The organism is Aquidulcibacter sp., from assembly GCF_049239865.1.
In the GTDB taxonomy this organism is placed as follows: domain Bacteria; phylum Pseudomonadota; class Alphaproteobacteria; order Caulobacterales; family Aquidulcibacteraceae; genus Aquidulcibacter.
On record NZ_JBMLTR010000008.1, the window covers coordinates 1 to 24109 of the forward strand.

The following is a 24109-nucleotide window of genomic DNA, read 5'->3' on the forward strand; positions in this document are numbered from 1 at the left end:
GGTCGATCAATTGTAATTGGGTTTCGAGGAAGTCGATATGCTCTTCGGTATCTTCAAGGATTTTGGCGACGATATCGCGCGACACGTAATCGCGGACTTTCTCGAAATGCTCAATCGCATCCTTCATTTGGCCTTGGCCGCGATATTCCACCGCGAGGTCTGCGGCCAAACATTCGGGTACGTTCTCGCCCAGCTTTAGCTTGTGCATGTCCTGCATATTGGGCAGGCCGTCGAGCATCAGGATGCGCTCAATCAAATAATCAGCGTGCTTCATCTCGCCGATCGACTCTTTATAGGTAATGTCACCCAGCTTGGTCAGGCCCCAATTCTTATACATGCGGGCATGCAAGAAATACTGGTTGATGGCGGTCAACTCATTGGTCAGAATGGTGTTTAGGCGTGCGATGACGCCCTCTGCGGCTTGCATGGGAGGCTCCTAATTGATGAGCTACTATAGGCTTCCTGTCGGATTCGACAAGGCAGACTTTATTCAGCGGCTACTTTGAATTGCTGGGTCTGACGTTCAATCAGTTCTTGCATCTCAGGCACGCAACGGCCGCATTGGGCACGGCATTTATTGGCAAGGAACACATCGCAAGGTCGCCCGGCACCCGCCGCAATTGCCTCGTGGACCGCTTTCTCGCGAATTCCGTTGCAATTGCAAACATACATGGGCTTGTCCATTTCTTGCTTCTGAGAGTCATTCTTATGTAGACGAGAATGGTTCTAGTTGCAAGTGCCTCGCAATAAAAATTATTTGGGGTGGACTGGCCAATTTTTCCCCTCTCCCTACTGGGAGAGGGGTAGGGGGTGAGGGCTTACAATCACTAATCTAAGGAGCGAATTGTCCTGACTTCATCCTACAAAACAAAGATTGTTTGCGTCCGCAAGCCCTTACCCCCCCTCTCCCAAGAGGAGAGGGGAGGGCGCATGCTCGGATACCCCGCGAGCGGCGAAGGCAGTGAATGGGTGACTAAGCTACCGCTCCACACACAGCGCGACACCCATGCCGCCGCCGATGCACAAGGTAGCAAGGCCGCGCTTGGCGTCGCGGGCGGCCATTTCATGCAACAGCGTCACCAACACGCGAGCACCGGAAGCGCCGATTGGGTGGCCTAAGGCAATCGCGCCGCCATTGACGTTCACTTTGCTGGTATCCCAGCCCATGTCACGGTTCACGGCGATGGCTTGGGCGGCGAAGGCCTCGTTCGCCTCGATCAAGTCGAGGTCAGCGGGTTTCCAGCCTGCTTTTTCCAAAGCGCGCTTGGACGCCGGAATTGGGCCCGTACCCATGATGGAGGGATCAACGCCTGCAGTGGCGAAAGAAGCGATGCGGGCCAAAGGGGTCAGGCCGCGCTTGGCAGCTTCGGCCGCACTCATGACAACCAAGGCCGCTGCGCCATCATTAATGCCTGAAGCATTGCCTGCCGTGACAGTGCCGTCTTTCTTGAATGCGGCGCGGAGAGCTTGGGCTGCCTCCATCGTGGCCCCTTTGCGGATATATTCGTCCTTATCGACGGTCACATCGCCCTTGCGGCCCTTCACGGTGACGGCGGCGATTTCCGCGTCAAAGCGACCCGCGGTTTGGGCGGCTTCGGCTTTGTTTTGACTGGCGGTGGCGAACTGGTCTTGCTCATCGCGGGTGATCTGCCACTTCTCGGCAACATTCTCGGCTGTAATGCCCATATGATAGGAGAAGAAGGCGTCGGTCAGGCCGTCGCGGATCATGGTGTCCACAAGGCCTAGATCGCCCATTTTGGTGCCGGCGCGCATATAGGCCGCATGGGCCGACAAGCTCATGCTTTCTTGGCCACCTGCAACGACGATATCGGCACTGCCGGTCATGATCTGTTGCGCAGCCAGAGCCACGGTGCGCAGACCAGAGCCACAGACTTGGTTGACCAACCAAGCAGGTGCCGCGTCTGAGATACCCGCAGCGCGGCTGGCCTGACGGGCGGGATTTTGGCCTTTGCCAGCGGTCAACACTTGGCCGAAGATCAATTCCGAGACTTCTTCACCAGCGACGCCCGCGCGCGCCAAAGCTGCGACAATGGCGGTTCTGCCCAATTCATGCGCCTCCACGGTCGCAAATGCGCCCGAAAACGAGCCAATGGGGGTGCGTGCCGCCGAGACGATCACGATGTCGGAAGAAGAAGTGCTCATGTGCGTATGCCTTTCCCAGAACTATTTTGCCCTGTCTTGCGTAAGAATAGGTTGGCGTCAATCTTAAACAAAGCCCGATCCGGATTCGTTTGGCTTTGTGCAGCCCTTGGTCAAGCTAGCGGACCTGTCTGAAACACCATCCTGCATGGCAGCCGACCATTTCAGCCTGACGTGTTTGCAACCTGCGTTTCGCACCTGCCCAATTGTCTTGCATCTGCGAAGAACAGCGGCGAAACTAGGCAAAATCGCGCAATTCGTAGCGATAGGGAGCCCCATTTGGCCGATAGCAAACAGGCAACCTCCGTGGTGACGATTAAGAAGTACGCCAATCGGCGTCTCTATAACACCTCGACCTCTGCCTATGTCACCTTGGATCATTTGGCCCAAATGGTGCGAGATGGTGTTGATTTTGTTGTATTTGATGCCAAGTCCGGCGACGATATCACCCGCTCCATCCTGACCCAGATTATTCTGGAGGCTGAAAGCTCGGGCAATAATCTTTTGCCCGTCGGGTTCCTGCGCGACATCATCCGTTCTTATGGCGATAGCGTTCAAGGCTTCCTGCCCTCCTACCTCGATCTCGCCATGAAGAGTTTTACCGATAGCCGCGAGCAATTCTCAAAGTCGCTCAATGGTGGCTTTGACCTGTCAGGGCCGGCTGAATTGTTTCAGCAAGCCGTGCGCGCCAATATGTCGATGATGGCAGAAGCGGCGAAAGCCTTTACCGGGGTGGTCGTACCGACTGCTTTGCGGCCGACGAACAAAGCCGCGGCCAAAGCGGAGGCTTCGGAAGAATTAGTCGCCATGCGGGCTCAGATGGCGGCGATGCAAGCCCGTCTCGACAAGCTCGACGGCACACACGGCTAGAGCAGGCGAACTGTCTGTGGCTGTTGGCGAAGCGCGCAACGCGCCATCGCCCCCTTTCCCCTGTGCCAAACCCGTGGCAGAAACTTGGCCAGCACATCAGATGCCGGGTTCAAACAACATATTCAGGGGGAAGCCTTATGCCTAACATTTTCGACCTCAGCGGCAAGACTGCCATCGTCACAGGTTCTTCGCGCGGGATTGGCAAAGCCATCGTTGAGCAAATGGCCGATCACGGGGCTAATGTCGTCGTATCATCACGTAAAGCTGGCCCTTGTGAAGATGTCGCCAATGCCATCAATGCCAAGCATGGCGATAGCCGCGCGCTGGCGGTACCTGCCAACATCTCGTCCAAAGAAGACCTGCAGCGCTTGGTCGACCAAACCAATGCGCGCTTTGGCCAGATTGATATTGTGGTCTGCAACGCAGCCTCTAACCCCTATTATGGCCCAATGGCTGGGATTGCAGACGATGTGTTTGCGAAAATCCTGCAAAACAACATCATCTCCAACCATTGGCTGATCTCGATGGTTGCGCCGCAAATGGTGGCGCGCAAGGCGGGTAACATCACCATCATTTCCTCGATTGGTGGCTTGAAGGCGACCAATATCATTGGCGCGTACAACATCTCCAAGGCCGCCGACATGCAATTGGCGCGTAACCTTGCGCTGGAATATGGCCCAGATGGCGTGACGGTGAATTGTATCGCACCGGGCCTCATCAAGACCGACTTCGCGCGCGCCTTGTGGGAAGATCCCGCAACCTTGAAGCAGGCCACCACCCATTCCTGCTTGAAGCGCATTGGGGAACCTGACGAGATTGCCGGCATGGCGGTGTTCTTGGCCTCACGCGCGGGTGGGTTCACCACCGGGCAGACCTTTGTCATCGATGGCGGCGCAACAGCCGTTTAAGGAATTGTCATGAAAAGATGGATAGCTGGCACCGCTTTGGTGGCTGTGGTTGTTGCGGGGGCCGTGGCAACCCAATTTGCGCAAGCCCAATCTGGGCAAACAAAGTCAAAGGCCGCTCAAGCGGGTCAGCTAACCACTTATCCTGCGATCGATGATGGCCGCTTGCGCACGCACATCAAGACCCTTGCCGATGACTTCTTTGAAGGGCGCAGCCCCGGCACGCGCGGCGATGATATGGCCACCACTTATGTAGCAGGGGCCATGGCGGCACTGGGGCTAGAGCCTGCGGGCGATAATGGCACGTGGTTCCAGAACTTTGAGCTCAACCGCTTCACCACCGCGCCGCGCGGCACGTTCGCGGTGGAAGACGAGATTTGGTATCAAGGCAAGGATATCATGATGATCAGCCGCAAGGCTGATGGCAGCTCTTACAATTTGGTCGACGCGCCTTTGGTCTTCGCGGGCTATGGCGTGAAAGCGCTGGAGAAGAATTGGGATGACTTTGCAGGCGTGAATTGGGAAGGCAAGATTGCCCTCGTTTTGATCAATGATCCTGACTTTGAGGCCGTGCCCGGCGATGCGGTCGCAGGCATGTTCGGAGGCAAGGCCATGCAATGGTATGGCCGCTGGCCGTATAAGTTTGAAGCGGCCGCAAAAGCCGGTGCGGCTGGCGTCCTAATCATTCATGAGGATGCACCAGCGGCTTACGGTTGGGGCGTGGTGCGCAATTCCAATGGCACGCGCTTTGACTTTGTCCGCCCCGATGGTGGGGCCAATTTGGCCGCGATTGAAGGCTGGATGCAGCGCGATGTCGCGGTGGAACTCTTCCGCAAGTCAGGCCTTGATTTTGAAGCGTTGAAGAAGGCCGCCCGCACACCGGGTTTCAGGCCTGTACCCCTCAACCAAACCGCGACCATCGATATCGGCGTCACGCGGGAATCGGTGGCGACGCGCAATGTCGTTGGTGTTCTCAAGGGGGCGAGCCGTCCGAATGAGACGGTTTTGATCGGTGCTCATCACGACCATTTGGGCATTCGTGAGCCCATCAATGGCGACAAAATCTATAATGGCGCGATGGACAATGCTTCGGGCATGGCCGGCATGCTGGAGATCGCGCGCACCATCGCGCAAGGGCCACGTCCGGCGCGCTCCATCGTGTTTGCCTCGTGGGCGGCAGAAGAGCAGGGGCTGTTGGGCTCGGACTATTATGTCAATAATCCGCGCTTCCCACTGGAGAAGACCGCTGCGGCCTTCACGCTCGACATGCTGGCCCATCGCGGCGCGACAACTGAGATGGAGTTTCCGGGCGCTGGCAAGACCAGCCTTGATACCAGCATGAAAGCTATTTTGGCGGCACAAGGTCGGACCTATACGCCAGACCGCAATCCACAATTTGGCCTCTTCTACCGTTCAGACCACTTCCCATTCGCGCGCGCAGGCGTGCCCGCCATGTTCCCGTCAACCGGCACGACTTTGGTCAAAGGTGGGGTTGAAGCGGGCCAAGCGGCGACGAAAGAATGGTTCGACCAGCGCTATCATAAGCCGCAGGATGAATATGATCCGGCCTTTGATTTTGCAGGCGCTTTGATGGATTTGACGGCAACCCGCAGCCTCATGCTGGAAGTTGCGAACGCCGCGACGTGGCCGCAATGGACCAAGGGTGATGAGTTTGAGGCGATCCGCAAAGTGTCTGACGCCGCACGGAAGTAGAGTGACTTTAGTCCTCGCGCATCTCTTTCAGCCACTTCGCCCGTTCTGAAGTCTTTTCGACCATGCAACCGGCATACATTGGGCCGCGTATCGTGCCGCCGATCCAGTTTTCATAGACGGCGTCACAATCGGCATCGCGGCTGACAATCCAAGCCCGTTGCGCCTTCTGTAGCTTAAGCTTCAGCTTGGGTGGAGAGCTTGCGATCAAGGCGCGATAGCGCTCGTTTAAGATCACATCCCAAGCCTTATGCGTCACCATGCTGCATTCGGTGATCGACAATGTGGTGTCGGGCTGCTCGTGTGCGGCTTGGCAAGCATCATAAACGGCTTGGCCACAATCGACGCCGGCTTTGTCTGCCGCTAAGCACACCCGAAACGCGGACATAGCCTTGGGTGTTGGCACGTTCTCCTGCGCCTGTGCGGGGCTGCGCCAAGTCGCAACACCAGCTGTCAGTGCAAAACCGACGAGCCCTATGAATATCTTGTTTGGACGGGACATATAGGGCTCCTAATCACGATTTCGCTGATCTTGATCTCCACCCTAAACCACTTGCCGCCGCTGTCACCCCTGTGCGTCAGGAGCCAATTGCAGAGCAAGGTTGGCCTTTTGCTTAGAAACCGCTAGAAGCCCGCGACCTAACGGAGTTTCTCACCATGTCTGACGCCCAAACCGGCGCGCCTGCCCTTACCGGCAACGTCCTTTTGTACAAAAATCCAGAGCCTTTGTCTTTGGAAGCCCACAACAAACTGGGCCTCAAAAATATCGAACGCCCGTTCGGCTTTGTCGAGACCACCCATGTGGTTCCTCTGACGGTGCAAGAGTTCGGCATGGCGGCTACTTCGCTGCCCATCATCTTTGCCCCAGACCGCAAGACCCCTCTGGCTGTGTTGTCGGCACGTTCGGGTGAAAACCTTTATGTCGACGCAACCGGCAATTGGGAATTGGATGGCTATATCCCAGCCTTCATCCGCCGCTATCCGTTCGTGTTCGCAGCCGACCAGCAAGGCGACAACTTCGTCGTCTGCATCGACACTCAAGCAGAAATGATCGGTGAAAACCCAGATCTGCCCTTGTTCGAAAATGGCCAACCCACCGCTTACACCACCAATGCGATGGAATTCCTGCAAGACTTTGAGCGTCAGCGTCGCGCGACCGAAGAGTTCATGGAAGTCATCAATTCGATGGACATTCTGGAAGAAAAAAGCGTCACTTTCACGCCAACCAATGCCGATGGCAGCCAAGGTGAGCCTGTGAAGGTTGCTGATTATATCGGCGTGTCAGAAGAAAAGCTGAATGCTCTGCCAGCCGCGAAACTGCTGGAACTGAAGCAAAAGGGCTGCTTGGGCGCGATCTATGCCCATCTGGTGTCCTTGCTGCACTGGCAGAAGCTGATCCAACGCACCCTGCGCAATGCACCGCCAGAAGTCGTTGCTGGCAACGCCTAAGCGTTTCAACATCGCAGAGTTTGAAAAAGGCGACCCGCGTGGGTCGCCTTTTTTGTTCATGCACTTATCGTATTTTGGTGTTGCTATGTTATAGTATCAACTATCCAAGCGAGGGCAGAAGTGATGAGGAAATTGGATTCCAAAAAGGGCTATTTTACTCACATGTCGGTGCGCAATGTGCGCTGCTTTGGTGACCCCCCCGAGTCATTGTCTTTGGCTGAGCCCGACAACGAGGCACAGCCCGCCCGCTGGACGGTTATTCTTGGCGCAAATGGGGTTGGCAAAACGACGCTTTTGAGGGCTTTGGCCCTTCTGAGGACGCAGTTTGAGCCTGAAGTTTCCTATATTGGAATAGTTTGGGGTCGTTTCAAACGTCAAAAGCTGGACACCTGTCTGTTTTCTTATCGAACTAGTCAGAGTGATGCAAAGCTAAGTGCACGCATTAGATTTGCGACTGAGAGCGGGCATTTTCTAACGGCTACCATTTCCCCGTCTCAGGTCCTGCCGATAGCGGCCTATGGCGCGGGTAGAAATTGGAATGATCTTTCTGCGGACGATTTATGGCCTCAAGGAACATTATTTGATCGTAGCGCCGTGGTTCGAAATCCAAGTGAAATCCTCTCTCGTTTGGAATTTCGGGAGATCAAAGAACAGATAAAGGGTCCGTCGCGCTTTCAAATGTACCGCGATGCATTGACCAATGGCGTGTTGCCGGATGTTTCTGATTTGCGCACTGTTTTCGCAGAGAACGACAAGGCTGTCGTCGAATTCAAGACCCAAGACGGCTGGATAACACTTGACGATATGTCCTGGGGCTATCAGGTGTTTGCTGCTTTTGCCGCTGATTACGCCAGTCGATTGATTGATTGGTATCCCGACTCCGAAGCGCCGCTGAAGGAACCCGGCATTTGCTTGATTGATGAGCTTGATCTTCACATGCATCCCAAATGGCAGCGGGAAGTTATCAGCCAACTCTCCGAAGTCTTTCCAGCAACCCAATTCATCGTGACCGCCCACTCGCCGTTGGTTGTGCAAGCGGCTGAAGAAGCCAATCTGGTACTTCTAGAGCGCTATGAAGATGACAAGTCACGAGTGCGGATCCGCAATGATGTTGAGGCGATACAGGGCTGGCGGATCGATCAAGTTCTGACAAGCGATCTTTTTGGGCTTGAGAGTTCGCGTCCACCGTCGTTTGCGAAGAGCCTTCAAGAACGAAGTGATCTTCTGAAGAAGGACAAACTTTCAAAGCCGGAACAAGCTCGCCTCAATGCGTTGAATGATGTTGCAATGAGTTTGCCAACTGAAGATCAGGACTGGGAAGCAAGGGCCAAGCGTGCGTTAGCTTTAGCATCCGATGAGCTCAAATCCGCGAGCTAAGTTTATGATCCGTCTAACCCGTCCACCTGAGCCTCCGACCTTCACACGCGTCAACGGCAAAGCGCGACGAAAACGCGAAGAGTTGGAGCAAGCATTTGCCGCCAGTCCAGCATTGCGGGGCGGGCAACAAAAACCTGTCTTTGACAGTTCCGTTTGGGCTTCAGCCAAGCCCGCCCTCATGGCAGCACAACACAAAAAATGTGCCTTCTGCGAAAGCAGAGTCTCGCATATCTCTTATGGGGACGTTGAGCATTTCCGGCCAAAAGCAGGCTATCATTCCAAACGAAATGAACCGCTTATCCAGCCAGGTTATTGGTGGCTAGCTTACTCTTGGAACAATTATTCGGTTAGCTGCCAGATATGCAATCAACAGCTCAAGAAAAACCTCTTTCCACTAGGTCCAAACGGCGTGCGTGCTACTGGGCCGGCTGATGACCTTTTGGCGGAAGATGCGTTGCTTGTTGATCCGATGCTGGACAACCCATTGGCTCACATAGAATTTCGTGAAGAGCTGGCGGTAGCTCGAGGTGCGTCAGAGAAGGGAGCCGCGACAATCGACATTCTGGGCTTGAACCGACCTGACTTATCGGAATCTCGCCGCGAACGCTGGGTTCTTGTCCGGGCATTGATCATTGAACGAATGGCCAAGATGGATAATGGCAGTCCAACACTCGAACTTGACACTCTCCTTGTTGAAGCAATTAGGCCAGAAAAAGAGTATTCCGCAATGTCACGAGACCTCTTAGCTCGTTTAGCTCCAGAACTGCTTGCGCCCTAGGCCGTCAGCGCCGCCACCACAACCCACACGCCAATCGCGGCAAAAATGCCTGATGCAATCATGCGCACGACATTCAGGGGCACGACTTTGGTTGCCGCTTGGCCCAGATAAACGGCAGGCACATTGGCGAGCATCATGCCCAGCGTGGTGCCGATGGTCACCAAAGTGATGTTTTCAAACCGTGCTGCCAGCAGCGAGGTGGCGATTTGGGTCTTGTCGCCCATCTCCACCAGGAAGAAAGCGATGACGGTGGTGACAAACACGCTGCCATGCGATTTGGCCCCCGCATCTTCGTCCTCTTTATCCGGGATCAGCGCCCAAGCAGCCATCGCAATAAAGGCGACACCGACGCCGACTTGAAACCACTTGCCTGAGATCAGTTGCGCGACGCCAAAACCGACACTGGCCGCCAAGGCGTGATTGACCAAGGTTGCCACAAATATCCCTGCAATGATTGGGATGGGCTTATTGAATTTGCAGGCCAAAACGATGGCGAGCAATTGGGTTTTATCCCCGATCTCGGCGATGGCGACAATCAGGGTCGAGAGCCAAATGGCTTCCATTTTCTAGGTCTCTTTCGTTAGCCTACGAGGGCAGCGGCAAACAAAGCGTGATAATCGGCTTCGCTGGCCTTTCTGGGGTTAGACAAGTGGGCGATGTCGACCAAGGCATTGGCGACAATGCCGTCAGCATGATCATTGGATAGGCCCAAGATCGAGAGATTGGCTGGAATACCCAAGGCTTGATTGAGGCTGGCCAAAGCGTCCGCCAAGTCTTCATGGGCCTTAAGCCCCATCGCGTCGCGGATACGTGCCTCTGCATCTGGGCGCACGCCGGCGTTAAAGCGCATCACATGGGGCAAGAAGATGGCGTTGAGCGTGCCATGGTGCAGGCTGGGGCTTTTGAGGCGACCGGCGGCATGGGAGAGGGCGTGAACACTGCCCAAGCCCTTCACAAAGGCCAAAGCACCTTCGGTCGAGGCCATCATCATGTGCCAACGCGCTTCTTTGTCAGAGCCATCTTTGACGGCACGCGCCAGCATGCCATCGCGGACCGCGCGCACGATCCCGTCGGCGGCAATCGCGTCACCAGGTGGATTGATGGCGGGCGACATGATGCTCTCAATACAATGGGTCACCGCATCCATGCCGGTCGCTGCCGTGAGGCCTGCGGGCAGGCCCAAAGTCATGTCAGGATCGCAGATGGCGATGGCTGGGATCAAATGCTTGGAGACAAAGAGTTCCTTGATGCCAGACTCAAGCACGATCACCGCACCGATCGAGACTTCAGAGCCGGTGCCAGAGGTGGTCGGGATCGCGATCAGCGGCGGGATTTTCCCGATCAGGCGCGAGCCGCGCTGGGCTGCACCAAAGCGCGCCAAGGGGCCTTCGCCACTAACCAACAGCCCGACGCCCTTGGCCAAATCCATGGACGACCCGCCGCCTAAAGCAATGATCGAATCTGCGCCAGCTTCCCTATAGAGCGCGGTGGCGGCCAAAGTGGCGGCTTCTGTTGGATTGCCCGGCGTCTCGTCAAACACAGCCGCAGGCGGCGCGCCAAGCGCGTCCAGCACGGTTTGCAGCAGGCCCGCTGCGACAATGCCGCGGTCGGTCACAATCAGCGGGCGGCTTGCCCCCAAACTCTGCAGCGCTTTGCCAGTCTGGCTGACAGCACCATGGTCAAAGCGGGTATCGGTCAAATAAGGAAGGCTGGCCATTGTCTGTTTCCTGAGCAAGAGGACTTTTTCGCAACCTTATTGGCACCGCGCGTGCGCCGCAATGTGGTCACATGTGCTTGAACACATAGACCGCAGGGAAATGCAAAGCTAAGTCGTAGTTTCGAAATTGTTTCTTCAAGGAACCTCGCCTCTATGTCCAGCCCGATTTTGTCCGTCCGTGACCTCTCCGTGACGTTCTCGACGCCTGATGGTTCCGTGCGTGCGGTGAAGGGAATCGATCTGGATATTTTGCCCGGTGAATGCGTCGCCGTGGTTGGGGAATCGGGGTCCGGAAAAAGCCAGACCTTTATGGCGACCATGGGGCTGTTAGCGACCAATGGCGTGGCGACAGGCTCGATCAAATTCAAAGGCCAGGAATTGATTGGCCTAAAACCCACTGAGCTGAATGCCATTCGCGGCAAGCAAATGGCGATGATTTTCCAGGACCCGCTAACCTCTTTGACCCCACACATGAAAGTGGGGGAGCAAATGTATGAAGTGCTGAAGCTGCATATGAATATGCAAGGTGAGGCGGCTACCAAGCGCTGTGTGGATTGGCTGGAACGCGTTCGCATTCCAGAAGCCGCCCGTCGTCTCAGCCAATATCCGCACGAATTGTCGGGTGGCATGCGCCAGCGCGTGATGATTGCGATTTCCATGCTGTGCGAACCAGCACTTCTGATTGCCGATGAGCCCACCACGGCGCTTGATGTGACGGTGCAGGCCCAAGTTCTGGAGCTGATGGATGAGCTGAAGCGCGATACTGGTGCGGCGATTGCCCTCGTCACCCATGATATGGGCGTTGTGGCGCGCTTGGCCGATAAGGTTCAGGTGATGAATAAGGGTCTCTATGTTGAGACCGGCGACGTGCACCAAATCTTTTCAGCTCCAAAAGATGCCTATACCCAAAAGCTGTTGGCCGCGGTTCCGCGCTTGGATCGGCCTGAGCGCAAGGGCGTGCCATTGGCAGATCCCCCAAAGGATAGCGATCCAATTCTGGTAGAAGCCAAGAACCTACAAATCCATTTCCCTGTCAAAGTCTCGGGCGGTCTGTTCCCCAAGTCCATGCCCTTGCGCGCGGTGGACGGGGTCGATCTGGTCATCCGTGCTGGTGAAACTGTCGGGGTGGTCGGGGAGTCGGGTTGTGGCAAATCCACCTTGGCGCGCGGCGTCTTGCGCTTGGTGCCGACAACGGCTGGCGAAGTGGTTTGGCTCGGTAAGGGCGTGACCGAAACCTCGCGATATGACTTACGCGCCTCGCGCAAGGACTTGACCATCGTGTTCCAAGACCCGCTGGCCAGTCTTGATCCGCGCATGACGATCGGGGCGTCGATTGCTGAGCCGTTGGAAGTCCATAAGCCCGGCATTGGCAAGCAAGAGCGCGACGCCATGGTCAAGGACATGATGAATCGGGTTGGCCTCGACCCAGACTGGATCAATCGCTATCCGCATGAATTCTCGGGCGGTCAGAACCAACGTGTCGGCATTGCGCGTGCCATGATCCTGCGTCCGAAGTTTGTGGTATGCGATGAAGCGGTCTCCGCACTCGATGTATCCATTCGCGCGCAAATCATTGATCTTTTGCTGGATTTGCAACGCGAGTTTGGCCTCGCCATGTTGTTCATCAGCCATGACTTGGCTGTGGTGCGCGAAGTCAGTCACCGGATCATGGTGATGTATCTGGGCCGTGTGGTGGAAACTGCGGACCGCAACTCCATCTATCTCAACCCGCGCCACCCCTATACCCAGGCCTTGATCTCGGCGGCCCCTATCCCAGACCCAGAGTTGGAGAAAGCGCGGCCCCGCATCCGCTTGGAAGGCGACTTGCCGTCGCCGATGGACCCGCGCGCCCAATTGCGATTCATGAAGTCGAAATTGGTTGAGGGCAATGGCCCACAATATCGCCCGCAATTGATGGAAGTAGCACCCGGCCATTGGGTGGCTGAACACGATCCCGGAGTGGCTGCTTGAGGCCTAACGGCGTGCTGACTTAAGGCAGTGGGGCCACGCGCGCCCCCTTGCGTCCGGCTGATTTATTCTGTCACACTGCTGAAAAGCCAAATGAATATAGGCACAGCTGGAGGAGCACCCATGGCGATCAATTATGAGCACGTGATGTCTTTGACATCCAAGGACCAAGAATTTTCCTATGGCGACACCCAGACCATGCTCTATGCCTTGGGCATCGGCATGGGTGCGGACCCGATGGACAAAGGGGAGCTACCTTTTGTCTATGAAAATGGCTTAAAAACCATTCCCACCATGGCGACCGTGATTGCCTGGGGCGCAGGTCGGGTTGGCGATAGCGGCATTAATTATGCGATGGTCGTGCATGGCGAACAACGCTTGACCATGCACAAGCCTTTGCCGGTTGCTGCAACGATTTTGGCTGATAGCCGCTTTGTGGAGTGTCTCGATAAAGGCGCTGGCAAAGGTGCGGTCCTGATCAGCGAGACGGTCATTCGCGACAAAAAGGACAATAGCCCACTCTGCACGCTGACCTCGTCGATCTTTGCCCGCGCCGATGGCGGCTTTGGTGGGCCGAGCGAAGGTGGCCCAGAATCCCATCCTATTCCAGATCGCGCGCCAGATATGGAAGTTGATATTCCAACCAGCCCCGATCAGGCCTTGATCTACCGTTTGTCGGGCGATCGGAACCCCCTGCATGCCGACCCAGACTTTGCAAAAATGGTCGGCTTTCCCCGTCCGATCCTGCATGGTTTGTGCACTTATGGCCTAACCTGCCGGGCTGTATTGTCGGCCTATTGCGGTAACGACCCCAGTCTGATTTTGAGCCATGATGTGCGCTTCTCCTCGCCTGTTTTCCCCGGTGAAACGGTGAGTGTGCAGATGTGGCGCGATGGCAATGTGGTGTCGTTTGAAGCGCGGGTAAAATCGCGCGACGTCGTCGTAATCAAGAATGGCAAGTGCGTCCTCGCAGGCTGAGGACAAAGTCAACTAAAAGGGTGAGCGATATGATGCTAACGCGGCGGGGTGCCCTGTTGGGCACGGGGGCGATTGGGGCGACGGCCTTTTTGTGGGGCTGTGCGGATAAAAGTGCTGCCAATCCAAACCTCAAAGCGGTGATCGATTCCATCACCACGGCCATGCTGAAAGACTCGCCCGAATATGCGACCAGCCTGACCGTGCCAGAAGCCTTGGCTGGCGGGCCCTATAAGGGGCGGGTGTCGGATATGTCGGCCGCCGCAGAAGCTGCCCGCAATCAATGGGTGGCTGGCTGGATCAAAGATCTTGAGGCGATCAAGCCAGATAGCCTGAACCCGACTGACAAGATCACCCATGCGGTTGTCTTGTCGTCCACCCGCTATGCCGCTGCCGCTGCACCTATGGGCTATGGCACAGCAGGCTATGGCTCGCCCAACCCCTACATCCTGTCGCAATTGACCGGCAGCTATGTGGGCATGCCAGACTTCTTAGAAAGCCAGCATGTGGTGAAGACCAAGGATGATGCGGATGCTTGGCTCTCTCGGGTTGAGGGCTTTGCCGGTCAGATGGGCCATGAGGTCGAGCGCGTCAAAGCCGATGCCGCAAAGGGCGTTATCCCGCCAAACTTCATCATTGATCGCGCCCTAGGCCAATTGCGCAGCTTTCTGAAAATCCCGGTGGCTGAGACTGTCTTGGTGTCGGGCTTGGTTCGTAAGGCCAAGGAATCCGGCTTGGCTGCTGATCAATTGGGGGCAGCAGCCACCAAATTGGTGAGCGAGAAGGTCTTCCTCGCCTATCAGGCCCAAATTGCCCTGATGGAAGAATTGCGGGCCAAATCGACTGCCGATGCTGGGGTTTGGAAACTGCCTCAAGGTGACGCCTATTATCAAGCTGCAACGGGCTATTGGACGACGACTAAAATGTCGCCCGACGAAATCCATGAATTGGGCCGCGATCTGGTGCGCTCGTTCGGCTCGCAAATGGATGAGGGCTTGAAGAAGCTGGGCATGACCCAAGGCAGTGTGGCCGAGCGGATGAGTGCTTTGTCGAAGGACCCCAAATATCTTTATCCCAATAATGATGCTGGCAAAGAGCAATTGCTGGCTGATCTGAACAAGCAGATGGCGGTCCTCAAAGGCCGTCTCCCAGAGATGTTTGCGACGCTGGCCAAAGCCGATTGCGAAGTAAAGCGTGTGCCAGCCTATACAGAAGCTGGTGCGCCCGGCGGCTATTATCAATCGCCAGCACCAGACGGGTCACGTCCCGGGGCCTATTACATCAATCTGCGCGACACGGCGGCCTGGCCGAAATGGTCTTTGCCGACTTTGACCTATCACGAAGCTCAACCTGGCCACCATTTGCAGATCTCACTCGCACAGGAAGCCCAAGGCCTGCCGTTCTTGCGTTCTAAAATGTTGTGGTTTGGGGCTTATGGCGAAGGCTGGGCGCTCTATGCGGAGCAATTGGCCGATGAGATGGGCCTCTATGAGAATGATATTGCGGGCCGTTTGGGTTATGCCCAGTCCGCCGCCTTCCGGGCCGCCCGCCTCGTGGTGGACACGGGCCTGCATGCCAAGAAATGGACCAAAGAACAGGCCGTTGACTATATGCTGGAAGCTACAGGCGACACGCGCGATAGCATCGTCACGGAAGTTGAGCGCTATTGCGTTTGGCCGGGCCAAGCCTGCAGCTATATGGTTGGCAAGACCAATCTGATCCGCTTGCGCACGGATGCCAAAACCAAGCTGGCCGACAAGTTCGACATCAAGGCTTTCCACGATCAAGTCCTGCTACCGGGGCCACTGCCCCTCGACGTCCTCGATTCTGTGATTGTCGACTGGCAGAATAAAGTCAAAACTTAAGGGGCGGGGTAAACTTTACTTCCCCGCCACAAAAGCCAGTGCCTTGGCATGCAGGGCGGGGCAACCTGCCGCAATAATGTCGCCGCCCTTGGGGTGGTGGCGGCCTTGCCAATCGGTGACCACGCCGCCTGCAGCTTCAATAATCGGGATGAGGGCGGCAATGTCCACATCCTTCAAGCCAGGCTCGACCACCAGATCAATATGACCATGCGCCAACAGCGCATAGGCCGTGCAGTCGAGGCCATAGCGGGTGAGGCGGGTCGCAGCGCGCAAAGCCAAAAAGGCTTCATGTTGCTGACCTTGAAACAGGAACGGGTCCGTGGTCGCTAAGAGTGCTTGATCAAGCGCCACATTCTTGCGGGTCATCAGGGGCTGACGCGCCCGGCCGCGTGACCAGAAGCCGCGATCTGGATTGGCGGCCCAACGCTCATCGGCAAAGGGTTGGTCCATGATGCCAACCAGCGGCTTATCCTCATAGCGCGCACCAATCAGTACGCCCCAGGTCGTGGTACCAGCGATGAAGGCACGCGTGCCGTCGATGGGGTCAAGCACCCAAGTCCAGCCAGAGCTGCCGTCATGATCGTCGAACTCTTCCCCGACAATGCTATCGTGCGGGCGGTCGGCGCGGATTTTGGCACGCATCGCCTCTTCAGCGGCTTTGTCGGCCGCCGTGACAGGATCAAAGCCCGTCTCTGCCTTATTCTCAATCGCGGCCTCAGCCCGGAAATAGGGCAGGATGGCCGCACGTGCGATGTCGGCAAGCTCATGGGCAAAGGCCAGAACTTCTTGGGTGGCAATCGAGCTCATGATCAATTCGGGGTAAGGCGCAGCACTTTGCCTTCGGGGTCATCGGTCAGCGCGATTAAGCTACCGTCGGGCGCTTGGATGATGGCGCGATAGCGCTCTTCCCGCTCGGTCAGTAGGGTTTCTTGAGCCTTTACGGCACCATTCTCAAGGTCCACCCGGCGAATTTGTTGACCGGCTAAGGCGGTCACCAGAAGATCACCCTTCCACTGTGGGAACAGGCTACCTGTATAAAAAACCATGCTGGAAGGCGCGATGGAGGGGACCCAATAGACGAGCGGTTGCTCCATCCCGTCGCGCTTATTCTCCATGCTGATCGGCGCACCGGAATAATCGACGCCATAAGTAATCACAGGCCAGCCGTAATTCTTGCCGGGTTGGATAACATTGACCTCATCGCCGCCCTTTGGACCATGTTCGTGGGCATAAAGTGTGCCGCTGGCGGGGTCACGCGCGATACCCTGCACATTGCGATGGCCATAAGAATAGATTTCAGGCCGCTTGCCTGATTGCCCTTCAAACGGATTGCCGGGGGCAGGCGCGCCCGTATCGGTAATGCGGACGATTTTGCCCAGATCGCTCGACAGATCTTGCGCCTTATCGCGATATTTATAGCCATCGCCCAATGTCACGATGAGGGTTTTGTCGGGCATAAAAAGCAAACGGCCGCCGAAATGGGCTTGGGTTTCACGCTCTGGCACAGCGTCAAATACCGGCTCGACATTGGTCAGCGCCTTGCCATCAAACTTGCCGCGCACAACTGCCGTGTGGTTGGACGATTTCGTGCCCTTGGCAAAGGACAAATAGACCAAGCCATTGGTCGCAAAGTCTGGGTGCAGTGCCACATCAAACAAGCCGCCTTGGCCATCGTTCAACACGGCGGGTACACCCGTGATCGGGGCTTCAACCAATTTTCCGTCGCGGATAATTCGCAAACGACCATCACGCTCAGTTACCAGAATGGAGCCATCTGGCAGGATGGCTGCCCCCCACGGGAATCCCAGCCCGCTGGCAATTTCGGTGACCTTAATGGTCTGTGCCGTTGCAGCTACAGGGGCTTGCGTTTTAGCTGCCGGCGCACAGGACGCGGCAAAGACAAGGGTGGAGGCGATCAGGAGACTAACAGAGTGATTCTTCATGCAGCTTCCATAACCCGACTTAGGCCTTAGGTGAAAGAGCTTTAGCCCTTCTTCGCCTTAGGCGGGCGGATCAATTTTAGATCCAACGCTTCCGCTTCTGTCAGGCTAACCAGACTGACCAAGGTGCAGACGGAGGTTTGCGACGATAATTCTCTGAAAACCAAAGTCGTATTGTCGTCGATCCCTATGGAGTGGCTGACGGGTTCAAGTGAATGGGCATCGCGTGGGTCGCCGGCACCTCGGCAGATCATCTCGCCGCGAAACCAGACATTGCGCGATGTTTCGAGATAGACAACCCGATCATTGGCTTCTTCGCGCCGCACAACAAAGTTGCGGACATTTCGCGACGATAGGATCCGTGCACTGGGACGCCCGGCATAGGGATCAACGACAGCCGGTTTGGCCATAGGGGTTGGTTCGGTGGTAGGGCCAAGGCTCGCGGCCAAGAGCATCGCTAGGGAAATCAGCATCAGACTTTCCTTTCCTGTCGCAACCACACACGATTTTGGCTGCTGAGAATGGCCGAGAGTATCGCTGATTTAGCTATCCCGCAAGAGATTCAAAATCGCGCGGGGCGCTTGATTGGCCAGCGACATGGCTTGAACAGACAATTGCTGGCGGGTTTGAAGAGCTTGTAATTGGGCGCTTTCGTATGCCAAATCGGCATCAACCATTTGGCCGATCCCGGCGGTGAAGCTGTCCTTTAGCTTTGAAAAATAGACGATCTGGTTCTCAAACTTTTTACTGGCTGCACCCAGACGCGAAAGTTCGGTGTTGAGATAGTCGAGGCTGGCACTGACCCGCGCCGCGGCATCCACGCTATTGGCCGCGCTGGACAGGGCGGTGCCGCTACCCAGATACATAGCGGCGGCTGGGCTGGCGATGGCACCGGGGCTCGCCGGCAGCCTCAAGTCTAGGACCGGCAAGTCGAGGCTAACGGATCCATTGGTGCTGGCCAAGAAGGAGAGGCTGCTGGCAGCTGGTCCAGCCAGAAGATTTTGGCCGTCAAATGAGGCATTGGCAATGATGCCCGCAATCTGATCGCGGAGCGCGATGAAGTCAGCATTGTGAATCGCGCGACTCATGTCGGTGATCGACGTGTCCGAGGCAGCGACGGCCTTTTCGCGCATTTGGGTGAGGACATCCGACAAAGCAGACCCAGCTGCGAGCGCGACATCGGCGATGCTGACAGCGCGGTTAAGGCTGGTGGTCACGGCCTCTAAGCTACTGGCCTCGGCCCGCTGCTGCTGGGCAATGCCAAAGGTGGCGGCCCCGTCGCGAGCGCCGCTTGCTTTCAGTCCGGTCGAGATCCGATTTTGCACCTGTTCAACGCCGCGATTGACGGTGTTAAAGGATTGGACGGCGCCTAAAGCTGCCAAATTGGTGTTAACAGTCGATGCCAAATCAAGCCCCCTCGGATGAATGAGAAAGAGGGTGTCAGATGTGATTTGATTTGGATAACCAATGGTAAACGCCACCAAAATCCCAATTTTGGTGGGTAAGCGCGACTTTTACGGTCGCGGAATCAGCTTTGGAACGCAGGCCGTATTAAGCTCTTGCGTCAATCATCACGCCCCGCATGGTGGCGCGCTCTTCCTCATCAGCCAGCGAGGTCAGGGTGTTCGCCAAGTCTTCAATTGGCCAAATCCGCGTGACTTCACCAGTCACCCGATCCACCGATTTATAGATGAAGCCTTGGGAATCCTTGTTTTTCTCAATGACTAAAGATTTGTTGGTTCCCATGATCTTTTCAACCATGGCAACGCGTTGCTCAGCGTCGAGCTCATCCTGCACGGACTCAACCGGGGCAGACTTGGTCTCTTGGCCTACCGGGCGCTTATAGTCATTGGACGGCGCACGGTCATCGGTTTGCTGATTTCTGATATTTTTGGACGCTGGTTGCACCACAACCGCCTCCTGCCCCGGACGTATGGGAGCAATTGGTGCGGTTTGTGTCAGCGAGATATTCTTCGTCTCGATGTTCATCCGATCCTAGGCCGATGTCGCCACCGGTCCCCTCCAGTTCTTGTGTACCAGGCACATCTACTAAAGTACCTAAGTCATAATGACCCATCTTTAGGGTAACACAGGACCATCAAGGGAAGGTTTCCCCAATCGACCAAATTTTAGATAAAATTAAGACTTATTGCGCGTTTGTGATCTGTGAAGAAAAAGGGCCCGGCGGTAAGGCCGGGCCCGAAAAGTTGGGTTCCAAAAATGAACTTAGCGGAACAGCGAGAGGGCTGTTTGCGAAGAACCATTAGCAATCGACAGAGCTTGAACGCCCAGCTGTTGCTTAACCTGCAGAGCTTGCAGTTTAGCGCTTTCTTTAGCGAGGTCGGCATCCACGATGGCCCCGATCCCGTTGTTCAATGCGTCTTGCAGTTTCCCGATAAAGGTACGGTGAACGTCCAAACGCTTCGCGCCAGCACCCCAAGTCGCCAAACGGGTCCCGAGGTTATCAATCGTGGTATTGACCAAGCCGACCGCGGTCGTGGCGTTGGCCGTCGACGAGATCGTTTGGTCTTGACCAAAGCGCATGATTTCACCACCGGCGACCGCAGCTGTGGTGGCGCGCAATTGCATACCCGCACCAGCGATGGTGATGTTGTTACCGCCTGCAGCGTCGCCCAAAGAAATGGCGTCGTTGACGGTGTTAGCCGTGGTGCCGTTTGCTTGGAAGTTCCGGATCATGTTGGCGCCGTCGAAAGAAGCGTTTTCAACGATGCTGACGATTTGGTTGCGCAACTGGATAAAGTCAGCGTCCAAAGCGGATTGGGCTGAAGCAGAGTTACCAGCTTGGGTGCCGGCCAAAGCCTTGCCCTTCATTTCGTTCAACAATTCCATGATGCTTTCGCCAGCAGCAATGCCGGTGTCGAGAATGGCTGTTGCGCGATCGGCCGATTCACGAACCCGGTCATAGGCCGTAACGTCGGAGCGCATTTTATTGGCAATGGCGAAAAGCGCGCCATTGTCTTTTGCTGAAGCGACTTTCAGACCGGTGGCAATCGCATTTTGCGTTTTGGCCATCTGGTCATTGGTTCGGTTCAGAGTCTGCAGGGCCACCATGGCCCCTTGGTTTGTGTTGACACTGATCATTCTTGATCTCCTAACTCATACGCGTCTCGTGCCGTTCAGGCGCGAAAGTCTTTCAGACTCGAGACAAATGTAACGTGGAAGGGCGTATTTTTGCTTTGGAAGATCGGTACAATTTTATCTATCAAAGTATAACCAGCAAGAAACTTAGTATTATTTGCAGGCATTCTGAATAAAAAAAGGGCTTGGATTGCATTAATCCAAGCCCATTCTATTTTAATTTTATTGTTGGGCTTAGCGGAACAACGAGAGCGCTGTTTGCGAAGAACCATTAGCAATCGAGAGAGCTTGCACACCAAGCTGTTGCTTGACTTGCAAGGCTTGCAGCTTGGCGCTTTCCTTGGCGAGGTCGGCATCCACGATGGCCCCGATCCCGTTGTTCAAAGCGTCTTGCAGTTTCCCGATAAAGGTACGGTGAACGTCCAAACGCTTCGCGCCAGCACCCCAAGTCGCCAATTGCGTACCCAAAGCGGTGATGGAGGCGTTGACGTTCGTCAGAGAAGTCGTGGCGTTTGCGGTTGAGGCAACGTCATTCGTACCTGTTACCGATATCGTTGCACTACCCAATGCCAAGCTGATGCCGGAGATCGTGATGGTGTTACCACCTGCGGCGTCACCCAAAGAAACGGCGTTGCTTGGAGTAGCTGCAATCATATTGGCACCGTCAAACGACGCGTTGGCGCCGATGCTGGTGATTTGATCGCGCAATTGAGCGAAGTCGGCAGCTAGCGCAGCCTGAGCTGAGGTGGAGTTACCGACTTGGGTGCCGGCCAAGGCCTTGCCCTTCATTTCGTTCAAGAGTTCCATGATGCTTTCACCAGCTGCGATGCCGGTGTCGAGAATGGAGGCTGCACGGTCTGCGGATTCACGCACACGGTCATAGGCCGTGACGTCAGAACGCATTTTGTTGGCAATGGCGAACAAAGCGCCATTGTCTTTTGCTGAAGCGACCTTGAGGCCGGTGGCAATCGCGTTTTGCGTCTTGTCCATCTCGTTGTTGGTGCGGTTCAAAGTTTGAAGCGCTACCATGGCGCCTTGATTGGTATTTACGCTGATCATTCTTGATCTCCTTACTGGTACTAAAATCACGCCATTCAGGCATGAAAGTCATTCAGACTTACCCGTGAGAATAAGTCTCGGACCCGTATTTTCTGTTCTGGAAATGGAAGCAATTTTATCGAACTCTTGGTAACGCCAAATAGAATCGAGATTTCGCAGTTAATTACCTAAAAAAAGGCCTGGATCGAAGTGATCCAGGCCCAATTTGCTTTTTTGATTTTCTTCTTATCTTAGCGGAACAACGAGAGCGCTGTTTGCGAAGAACCGTTAGCAATCGACAAAGCCTGCACACCAAGCTGTTGCTTGACTTGCAGAGCCTGCAGCTTGGCGCTTTCCTTGGCGAGGTCAGCGTCAACAATCGCGCCGATCCCGTTGTTCAATGCGTCTTGCAATTTGCCGACGAAGGTACGGTGAACGTCCAAGCGCTTCGCACCAGCACCCCAAGTCGCCAATTGGGTACCCAAAGCGTTGATGGAGTTGTTGGTTGCGGTCAGTGCTGCGGTCGACGTCGTGTTATCGGTCAAGACGTTGGTGCCGGCGACGCTGATGGTCGTGCTGCCCAAAGCCAAGCTGATGCCGGTGATGGTGATGGTGTTACCGCCAGCGGCGTCGCCCAATGATACGGCGCTGCTTGGGGTGGCTGCAATCATGTTGGCACCATCGAACGACGCGTTGGCGACGACGCTGGTGATTTGGTCGCGCAATTGCACGAAGTCAGCAGCGAGAGCCGCTTGTGCCGAAGCCGAGTTACCAGCTTGGGTACCGGCCAAAGCCTTACCCTTCATTTCGTTCAAGAGTTCCATGATGCTCTCGCCAGCAGCAATACCGGTGTCGAGGATGGAGGCTGCACGATCGGCTGATTCCCGCACGCGGTCATAAGCGGTCACGTCCGAACGCATTTTGTTTGCAATGGCGAACAAGGCACCATTGTCTTTAGCCGAAGCAACTTTCAGGCCGGTGGCAATCGCGTTTTGCGTCTTGTCCATTTGGTCATTGGTGCGGTTCAAGGTCTGCAAAGCGACCATGGCACCTTGATTGGTATTTACGCTGATCATTCTTGATCTCCTTACTGGTACTAAAATCACGCCATTCAGGCATGAAAGTCATTCAGACTTGCGGAGACATTAGGGATCGATGGCGGATTTTCGGTTTTACAATTAGGAACAATTTTATCGAACTCTTGGTAAATGCAAAAACATATTCAAGAATAGTGCGAATAATGCAGTATAAAATAAAAAAGGGCTTGGACTAAACCTGTCCAAGCCCATTCTATTTTAGGTGTATCTTCAAGATTAGCGGAACAAAGATAGCGCCGTTTGCGAAGAACCATTGGCAATCGACAAAGCTTGCACGCCCAGCTGTTGCTTGACTTGCAAGGCTTGCAGCTTGGCGCTTTCTTTGGCGAGGTCGGCGTCCACGATGGCGCCGATCCCGTTGTTCAAAGCATCTTGCAGCTTGCCAACGAAGGTACGGTGAACGTCTAGGCGCTTTGCACCAGCACCCCAGGTCGCCAATTGGGTCCCCAAGTTGGTGATAGACGCGTTGACTTGGCCAAGTGCCGTTCCAGAAGTGGTGTTGTCGGTCAAGACCGCCGCGGCTGCAACGGTCACCGTGGTGCCGCCCAAAGCCAAGCTGGCACCGGCGATGGTGATGGTGTTACCACCGGCTGCATCACCCAAGGAGACCGCACTATTGGGTGTACCTTGAATCATGTTTGCGCCGTCGAACGAAGCGTTGGCGATCACGCTGGTGATCTGGTCACGCAATTGCACGAAGTCGGCAGCCAAAGCAGCCTGAGCAGAAGTGGAGTTACCCGCCTGCGTGCCGGCCAAAGCCTTGCCCTTCATTTCGTTCAACAGTTCCATGATGCTTTCACCAGCGGCGATGCCAGTGTCGAGGATGGAAGCTGCACGATCGGCCGATTCCCGCACGCGGTCATAGGCTGTCACGTCCGAACGCATTTTGTTGGCAATGGCGAACAAAGCACCATTGTCTTTTGCTGAAGCGACTTTCAAACCCGTGGCAATCGCGTTTTGCGTCTTGTCCATTTGGTCATTGGTGCGGTTCAGAGTTTGCAGGGCTACCATGGCACCCTGATTGGTATTTACACTGATCATTCTTGATCCTCCGGTACGTACTAAAATGCATCATTCAGATGCACCGATCTTTTTGATCTACGTCATGGTAACACCGGGGATGAAATATATTTCTAATAACTAGATACAATTTTATTGTTT

General features: G+C 55.4%; 24 protein-coding genes. 9 read left to right on the top strand and 15 right to left on the bottom strand.

The genetic code is table 11. The features are described 5' to 3' along the window. From bfr to ACOVRA_RS01080, 3 genes are all read right to left on the bottom strand, one after another. Positions 1-427: bacterioferritin (gene bfr, locus ACOVRA_RS01070; RefSeq protein ID WP_421718699.1), on the bottom strand; the 427-nt coding region annotated here is incomplete at its 3' end. 59 nt (positions 428-486) lie between these two features. Continuing rightward, positions 487-672, bottom strand: coding sequence for a (2Fe-2S)-binding protein (locus ACOVRA_RS01075; protein ID WP_421718700.1), 186 nt, complete (start codon positions 670-672; stop codon positions 487-489). 306 nt (positions 673-978) lie between these two features. Continuing rightward, positions 979-2163: an acetyl-CoA C-acetyltransferase gene (locus ACOVRA_RS01080; protein WP_421718701.1), complete on the bottom strand. Its 1185-nt coding sequence runs from the start codon at positions 2161-2163 to the stop codon at positions 979-981. A 276-nt stretch (positions 2164-2439) separates the two neighbouring features. On the opposite strand from ACOVRA_RS01080, the gene phaR reads away from it, so the two are divergent. From phaR to ACOVRA_RS01095, 3 genes are all read left to right on the top strand, one after another. Beyond that, the gene (gene phaR / locus ACOVRA_RS01085) at positions 2440-3030 is read left to right on the top strand and encodes a polyhydroxyalkanoate synthesis repressor PhaR (RefSeq protein WP_290807868.1); all 591 of its coding nucleotides are present in this window, start codon (positions 2440-2442) and stop codon (positions 3028-3030) included. 137 nt (positions 3031-3167) lie between these two features. Further along, positions 3168-3938, top strand: coding sequence for an SDR family NAD(P)-dependent oxidoreductase (locus tag ACOVRA_RS01090; RefSeq protein WP_298230661.1), 771 nt, complete (start codon positions 3168-3170; stop codon positions 3936-3938). A 9-nt stretch (positions 3939-3947) separates the two neighbouring features. Then, a complete protein-coding gene (locus ACOVRA_RS01095; RefSeq protein WP_421718702.1) occupies positions 3948-5648 on the top strand; it encodes a M28 family peptidase in 1701 nt (566 codons plus the stop codon). A gap of 7 nt (positions 5649-5655) precedes the next feature. Here ACOVRA_RS01095 and ACOVRA_RS01100 read toward each other — a convergent pair whose 3' ends face one another. Continuing rightward, positions 5656-6147 carry a lysozyme inhibitor LprI family protein gene (locus ACOVRA_RS01100; RefSeq protein ID WP_421718703.1) on the bottom strand — a complete coding sequence of 164 codons (492 nt, stop codon included), beginning with the start codon at positions 6145-6147 and terminating at the stop codon, positions 5656-5658. Between the two features lie 155 nt (positions 6148-6302). On the opposite strand from ACOVRA_RS01100, the gene ACOVRA_RS01105 reads away from it, so the two are divergent. The 3 genes from ACOVRA_RS01105 (at position 6303) to ACOVRA_RS01115 (ending at position 9249) form a co-directional block, all read left to right on the top strand. Beyond that, positions 6303-7094, top strand: a complete 792-nt coding sequence (locus tag ACOVRA_RS01105; RefSeq protein WP_421718704.1) for a SapC family protein — start codon at positions 6303-6305, stop codon at positions 7092-7094. Positions 7095-7772: 678 nt separating this feature from the next. Then, on the top strand, positions 7773-8471 hold the full coding sequence (locus tag ACOVRA_RS01110) for an AAA family ATPase (protein WP_421718705.1): 699 nt from the start codon (positions 7773-7775) through the stop codon (positions 8469-8471). Between the two features lie 4 nt (positions 8472-8475). Beyond that, complete coding sequence (locus ACOVRA_RS01115; protein WP_421718706.1) at positions 8476-9249, top strand: hypothetical protein; 774 nt, start codon at positions 8476-8478, stop codon at positions 9247-9249. Here ACOVRA_RS01115 and ACOVRA_RS01120 read toward each other — a convergent pair. Together ACOVRA_RS01120 and ACOVRA_RS01125 are read right to left on the bottom strand one after the other, a co-directional pair. Continuing rightward, positions 9246-9812 carry a TMEM165/GDT1 family protein gene (locus tag ACOVRA_RS01120; protein WP_421718707.1) on the bottom strand — a complete coding sequence of 189 codons (567 nt, stop codon included), beginning with the start codon at positions 9810-9812 and terminating at the stop codon, positions 9246-9248. The two genes, ACOVRA_RS01115 and ACOVRA_RS01120, sit on opposite strands and share 4 nt — an antisense overlap. A gap of 17 nt (positions 9813-9829) precedes the next feature. Beyond that, the gene (locus ACOVRA_RS01125) at positions 9830-10966 is read right to left on the bottom strand and encodes an iron-containing alcohol dehydrogenase (protein WP_421718708.1); all 1137 of its coding nucleotides are present in this window, start codon (positions 10964-10966) and stop codon (positions 9830-9832) included. A gap of 153 nt (positions 10967-11119) precedes the next feature. On the opposite strand from ACOVRA_RS01125, the gene ACOVRA_RS01130 reads away from it, so the two are divergent. From ACOVRA_RS01130 to ACOVRA_RS01140, 3 genes are all read left to right on the top strand, one after another. Further along, entirely contained in the window at positions 11120-12937 is a 1818-nt protein-coding gene (locus ACOVRA_RS01130) for a dipeptide ABC transporter ATP-binding protein (protein WP_421718709.1), read from the top strand. A 120-nt stretch (positions 12938-13057) separates the two neighbouring features. Further along, complete coding sequence (locus ACOVRA_RS01135) at positions 13058-13912, top strand: MaoC family dehydratase (RefSeq protein ID WP_290805983.1); 855 nt, start codon at positions 13058-13060, stop codon at positions 13910-13912. A 29-nt stretch (positions 13913-13941) separates the two neighbouring features. Then, a complete protein-coding gene (locus tag ACOVRA_RS01140; protein ID WP_421718710.1) occupies positions 13942-15774 on the top strand; it encodes a DUF885 domain-containing protein in 1833 nt (610 codons plus the stop codon). A gap of 15 nt (positions 15775-15789) precedes the next feature. Here the strand turns inward: ACOVRA_RS01140 and hisN are convergent, their stop codons facing one another. From hisN to ACOVRA_RS01185, 9 genes are all read right to left on the bottom strand, one after another. After that, entirely contained in the window at positions 15790-16581 is a 792-nt protein-coding gene (hisN, locus tag ACOVRA_RS01145) for a histidinol-phosphatase (protein WP_421718711.1), read from the bottom strand. 2 nt (positions 16582-16583) lie between these two features. Further along, positions 16584-17717 (bottom strand): PQQ-dependent sugar dehydrogenase, encoded by a 1134-nt coding sequence (locus tag ACOVRA_RS01150; RefSeq protein WP_421718712.1) that lies wholly within the window; start codon positions 17715-17717, stop codon positions 16584-16586. Positions 17718-17758: 41 nt separating this feature from the next. Beyond that, positions 17759-18187 (bottom strand): hypothetical protein, encoded by a 429-nt coding sequence (locus ACOVRA_RS01155; protein WP_421718713.1) that lies wholly within the window; start codon positions 18185-18187, stop codon positions 17759-17761. 69 nt (positions 18188-18256) lie between these two features. Further along, positions 18257-19120: a flagellin gene (locus ACOVRA_RS01160; RefSeq protein ID WP_421718714.1), complete on the bottom strand. Its 864-nt coding sequence runs from the start codon at positions 19118-19120 to the stop codon at positions 18257-18259. Positions 19121-19265: 145 nt separating this feature from the next. Further along, positions 19266-19703 carry a hypothetical protein gene (locus ACOVRA_RS01165; RefSeq protein WP_421718715.1) on the bottom strand — a complete coding sequence of 146 codons (438 nt, stop codon included), beginning with the start codon at positions 19701-19703 and terminating at the stop codon, positions 19266-19268. A gap of 237 nt (positions 19704-19940) precedes the next feature. After that, the gene (locus tag ACOVRA_RS01170; protein ID WP_421718716.1) at positions 19941-20816 is read right to left on the bottom strand and encodes a flagellin; all 876 of its coding nucleotides are present in this window, start codon (positions 20814-20816) and stop codon (positions 19941-19943) included. Positions 20817-21047: 231 nt separating this feature from the next. Then, positions 21048-21872, bottom strand: coding sequence for a flagellin (locus ACOVRA_RS01175; RefSeq protein ID WP_421718717.1), 825 nt, complete (start codon positions 21870-21872; stop codon positions 21048-21050). Positions 21873-22102: 230 nt separating this feature from the next. Further along, complete coding sequence (locus ACOVRA_RS01180) at positions 22103-22927, bottom strand: flagellin (RefSeq protein WP_421718718.1); 825 nt, start codon at positions 22925-22927, stop codon at positions 22103-22105. 237 nt (positions 22928-23164) lie between these two features. Continuing rightward, on the bottom strand, positions 23165-23989 hold the full coding sequence (locus ACOVRA_RS01185) for a flagellin (RefSeq protein WP_421718719.1): 825 nt from the start codon (positions 23987-23989) through the stop codon (positions 23165-23167). Positions 23990-24109: the final 120 nt, after the last annotated feature.

Bases quoted from the DNA above. Each gene is read 5' to 3' on its own strand.
- ACOVRA_RS01170 (WP_421718716.1), bottom strand. From the start codon at position 20,816: ATGATCAGTGTCAACACAAACCAAGGGGCCATGGTGGCCCTGCAGACT.
- ACOVRA_RS01095 (WP_421718702.1), top strand. From the start codon at position 3,948: ATGAAAAGATGGATAGCTGGCACCGCTTTGGTGGCTGTGGTTGTTGCG.
- ACOVRA_RS01150 (WP_421718712.1), bottom strand. From the start codon at position 17,717: ATGAAGAATCACTCTGTTAGTCTCCTGATCGCCTCCACCCTTGTCTTT.
- ACOVRA_RS01155 (WP_421718713.1), bottom strand. From the start codon at position 18,187: ATGCTGATTTCCCTAGCGATGCTCTTGGCCGCGAGCCTTGGCCCTACC.
- ACOVRA_RS01100 (WP_421718703.1), bottom strand. From the start codon at position 6,147: ATGTCCCGTCCAAACAAGATATTCATAGGGCTCGTCGGTTTTGCACTG.
- ACOVRA_RS01135 (WP_290805983.1), top strand. From the start codon at position 13,058: ATGGCGATCAATTATGAGCACGTGATGTCTTTGACATCCAAGGACCAA.
- ACOVRA_RS01180 (WP_421718718.1), bottom strand. From the start codon at position 22,927: ATGATCAGCGTAAATACCAATCAAGGTGCCATGGTCGCTTTGCAGACC.
- ACOVRA_RS01130 (WP_421718709.1), top strand. From the start codon at position 11,120: ATGTCCAGCCCGATTTTGTCCGTCCGTGACCTCTCCGTGACGTTCTCG.
- ACOVRA_RS01110 (WP_421718705.1), top strand. From the start codon at position 7,773: ATGTACCGCGATGCATTGACCAATGGCGTGTTGCCGGATGTTTCTGAT.
- ACOVRA_RS01165 (WP_421718715.1), bottom strand. From the start codon at position 19,703: ATGAACATCGAGACGAAGAATATCTCGCTGACACAAACCGCACCAATT.
- ACOVRA_RS01080 (WP_421718701.1), bottom strand. From the start codon at position 2,163: ATGAGCACTTCTTCTTCCGACATCGTGATCGTCTCGGCGGCACGCACC.
- ACOVRA_RS01120 (WP_421718707.1), bottom strand. From the start codon at position 9,812: ATGGAAGCCATTTGGCTCTCGACCCTGATTGTCGCCATCGCCGAGATC.
- ACOVRA_RS01175 (WP_421718717.1), bottom strand. From the start codon at position 21,872: ATGATCAGCGTAAATACCAATCAAGGCGCCATGGTAGCGCTTCAAACT.
- ACOVRA_RS01115 (WP_421718706.1), top strand. From the start codon at position 8,476: ATGATCCGTCTAACCCGTCCACCTGAGCCTCCGACCTTCACACGCGTC.
- ACOVRA_RS01140 (WP_421718710.1), top strand. From the start codon at position 13,942: ATGATGCTAACGCGGCGGGGTGCCCTGTTGGGCACGGGGGCGATTGGG.
- ACOVRA_RS01075 (WP_421718700.1), bottom strand. From the start codon at position 672: ATGTATGTTTGCAATTGCAACGGAATTCGCGAGAAAGCGGTCCACGAG.
- ACOVRA_RS01185 (WP_421718719.1), bottom strand. From the start codon at position 23,989: ATGATCAGTGTAAATACCAATCAGGGTGCCATGGTAGCCCTGCAAACT.
- ACOVRA_RS01105 (WP_421718704.1), top strand. From the start codon at position 6,303: ATGTCTGACGCCCAAACCGGCGCGCCTGCCCTTACCGGCAACGTCCTT.
- ACOVRA_RS01090 (WP_298230661.1), top strand. From the start codon at position 3,168: ATGCCTAACATTTTCGACCTCAGCGGCAAGACTGCCATCGTCACAGGT.
- ACOVRA_RS01125 (WP_421718708.1), bottom strand. From the start codon at position 10,966: ATGGCCAGCCTTCCTTATTTGACCGATACCCGCTTTGACCATGGTGCT.
- hisN (WP_421718711.1), bottom strand. From the start codon at position 16,581: ATGAGCTCGATTGCCACCCAAGAAGTTCTGGCCTTTGCCCATGAGCTT.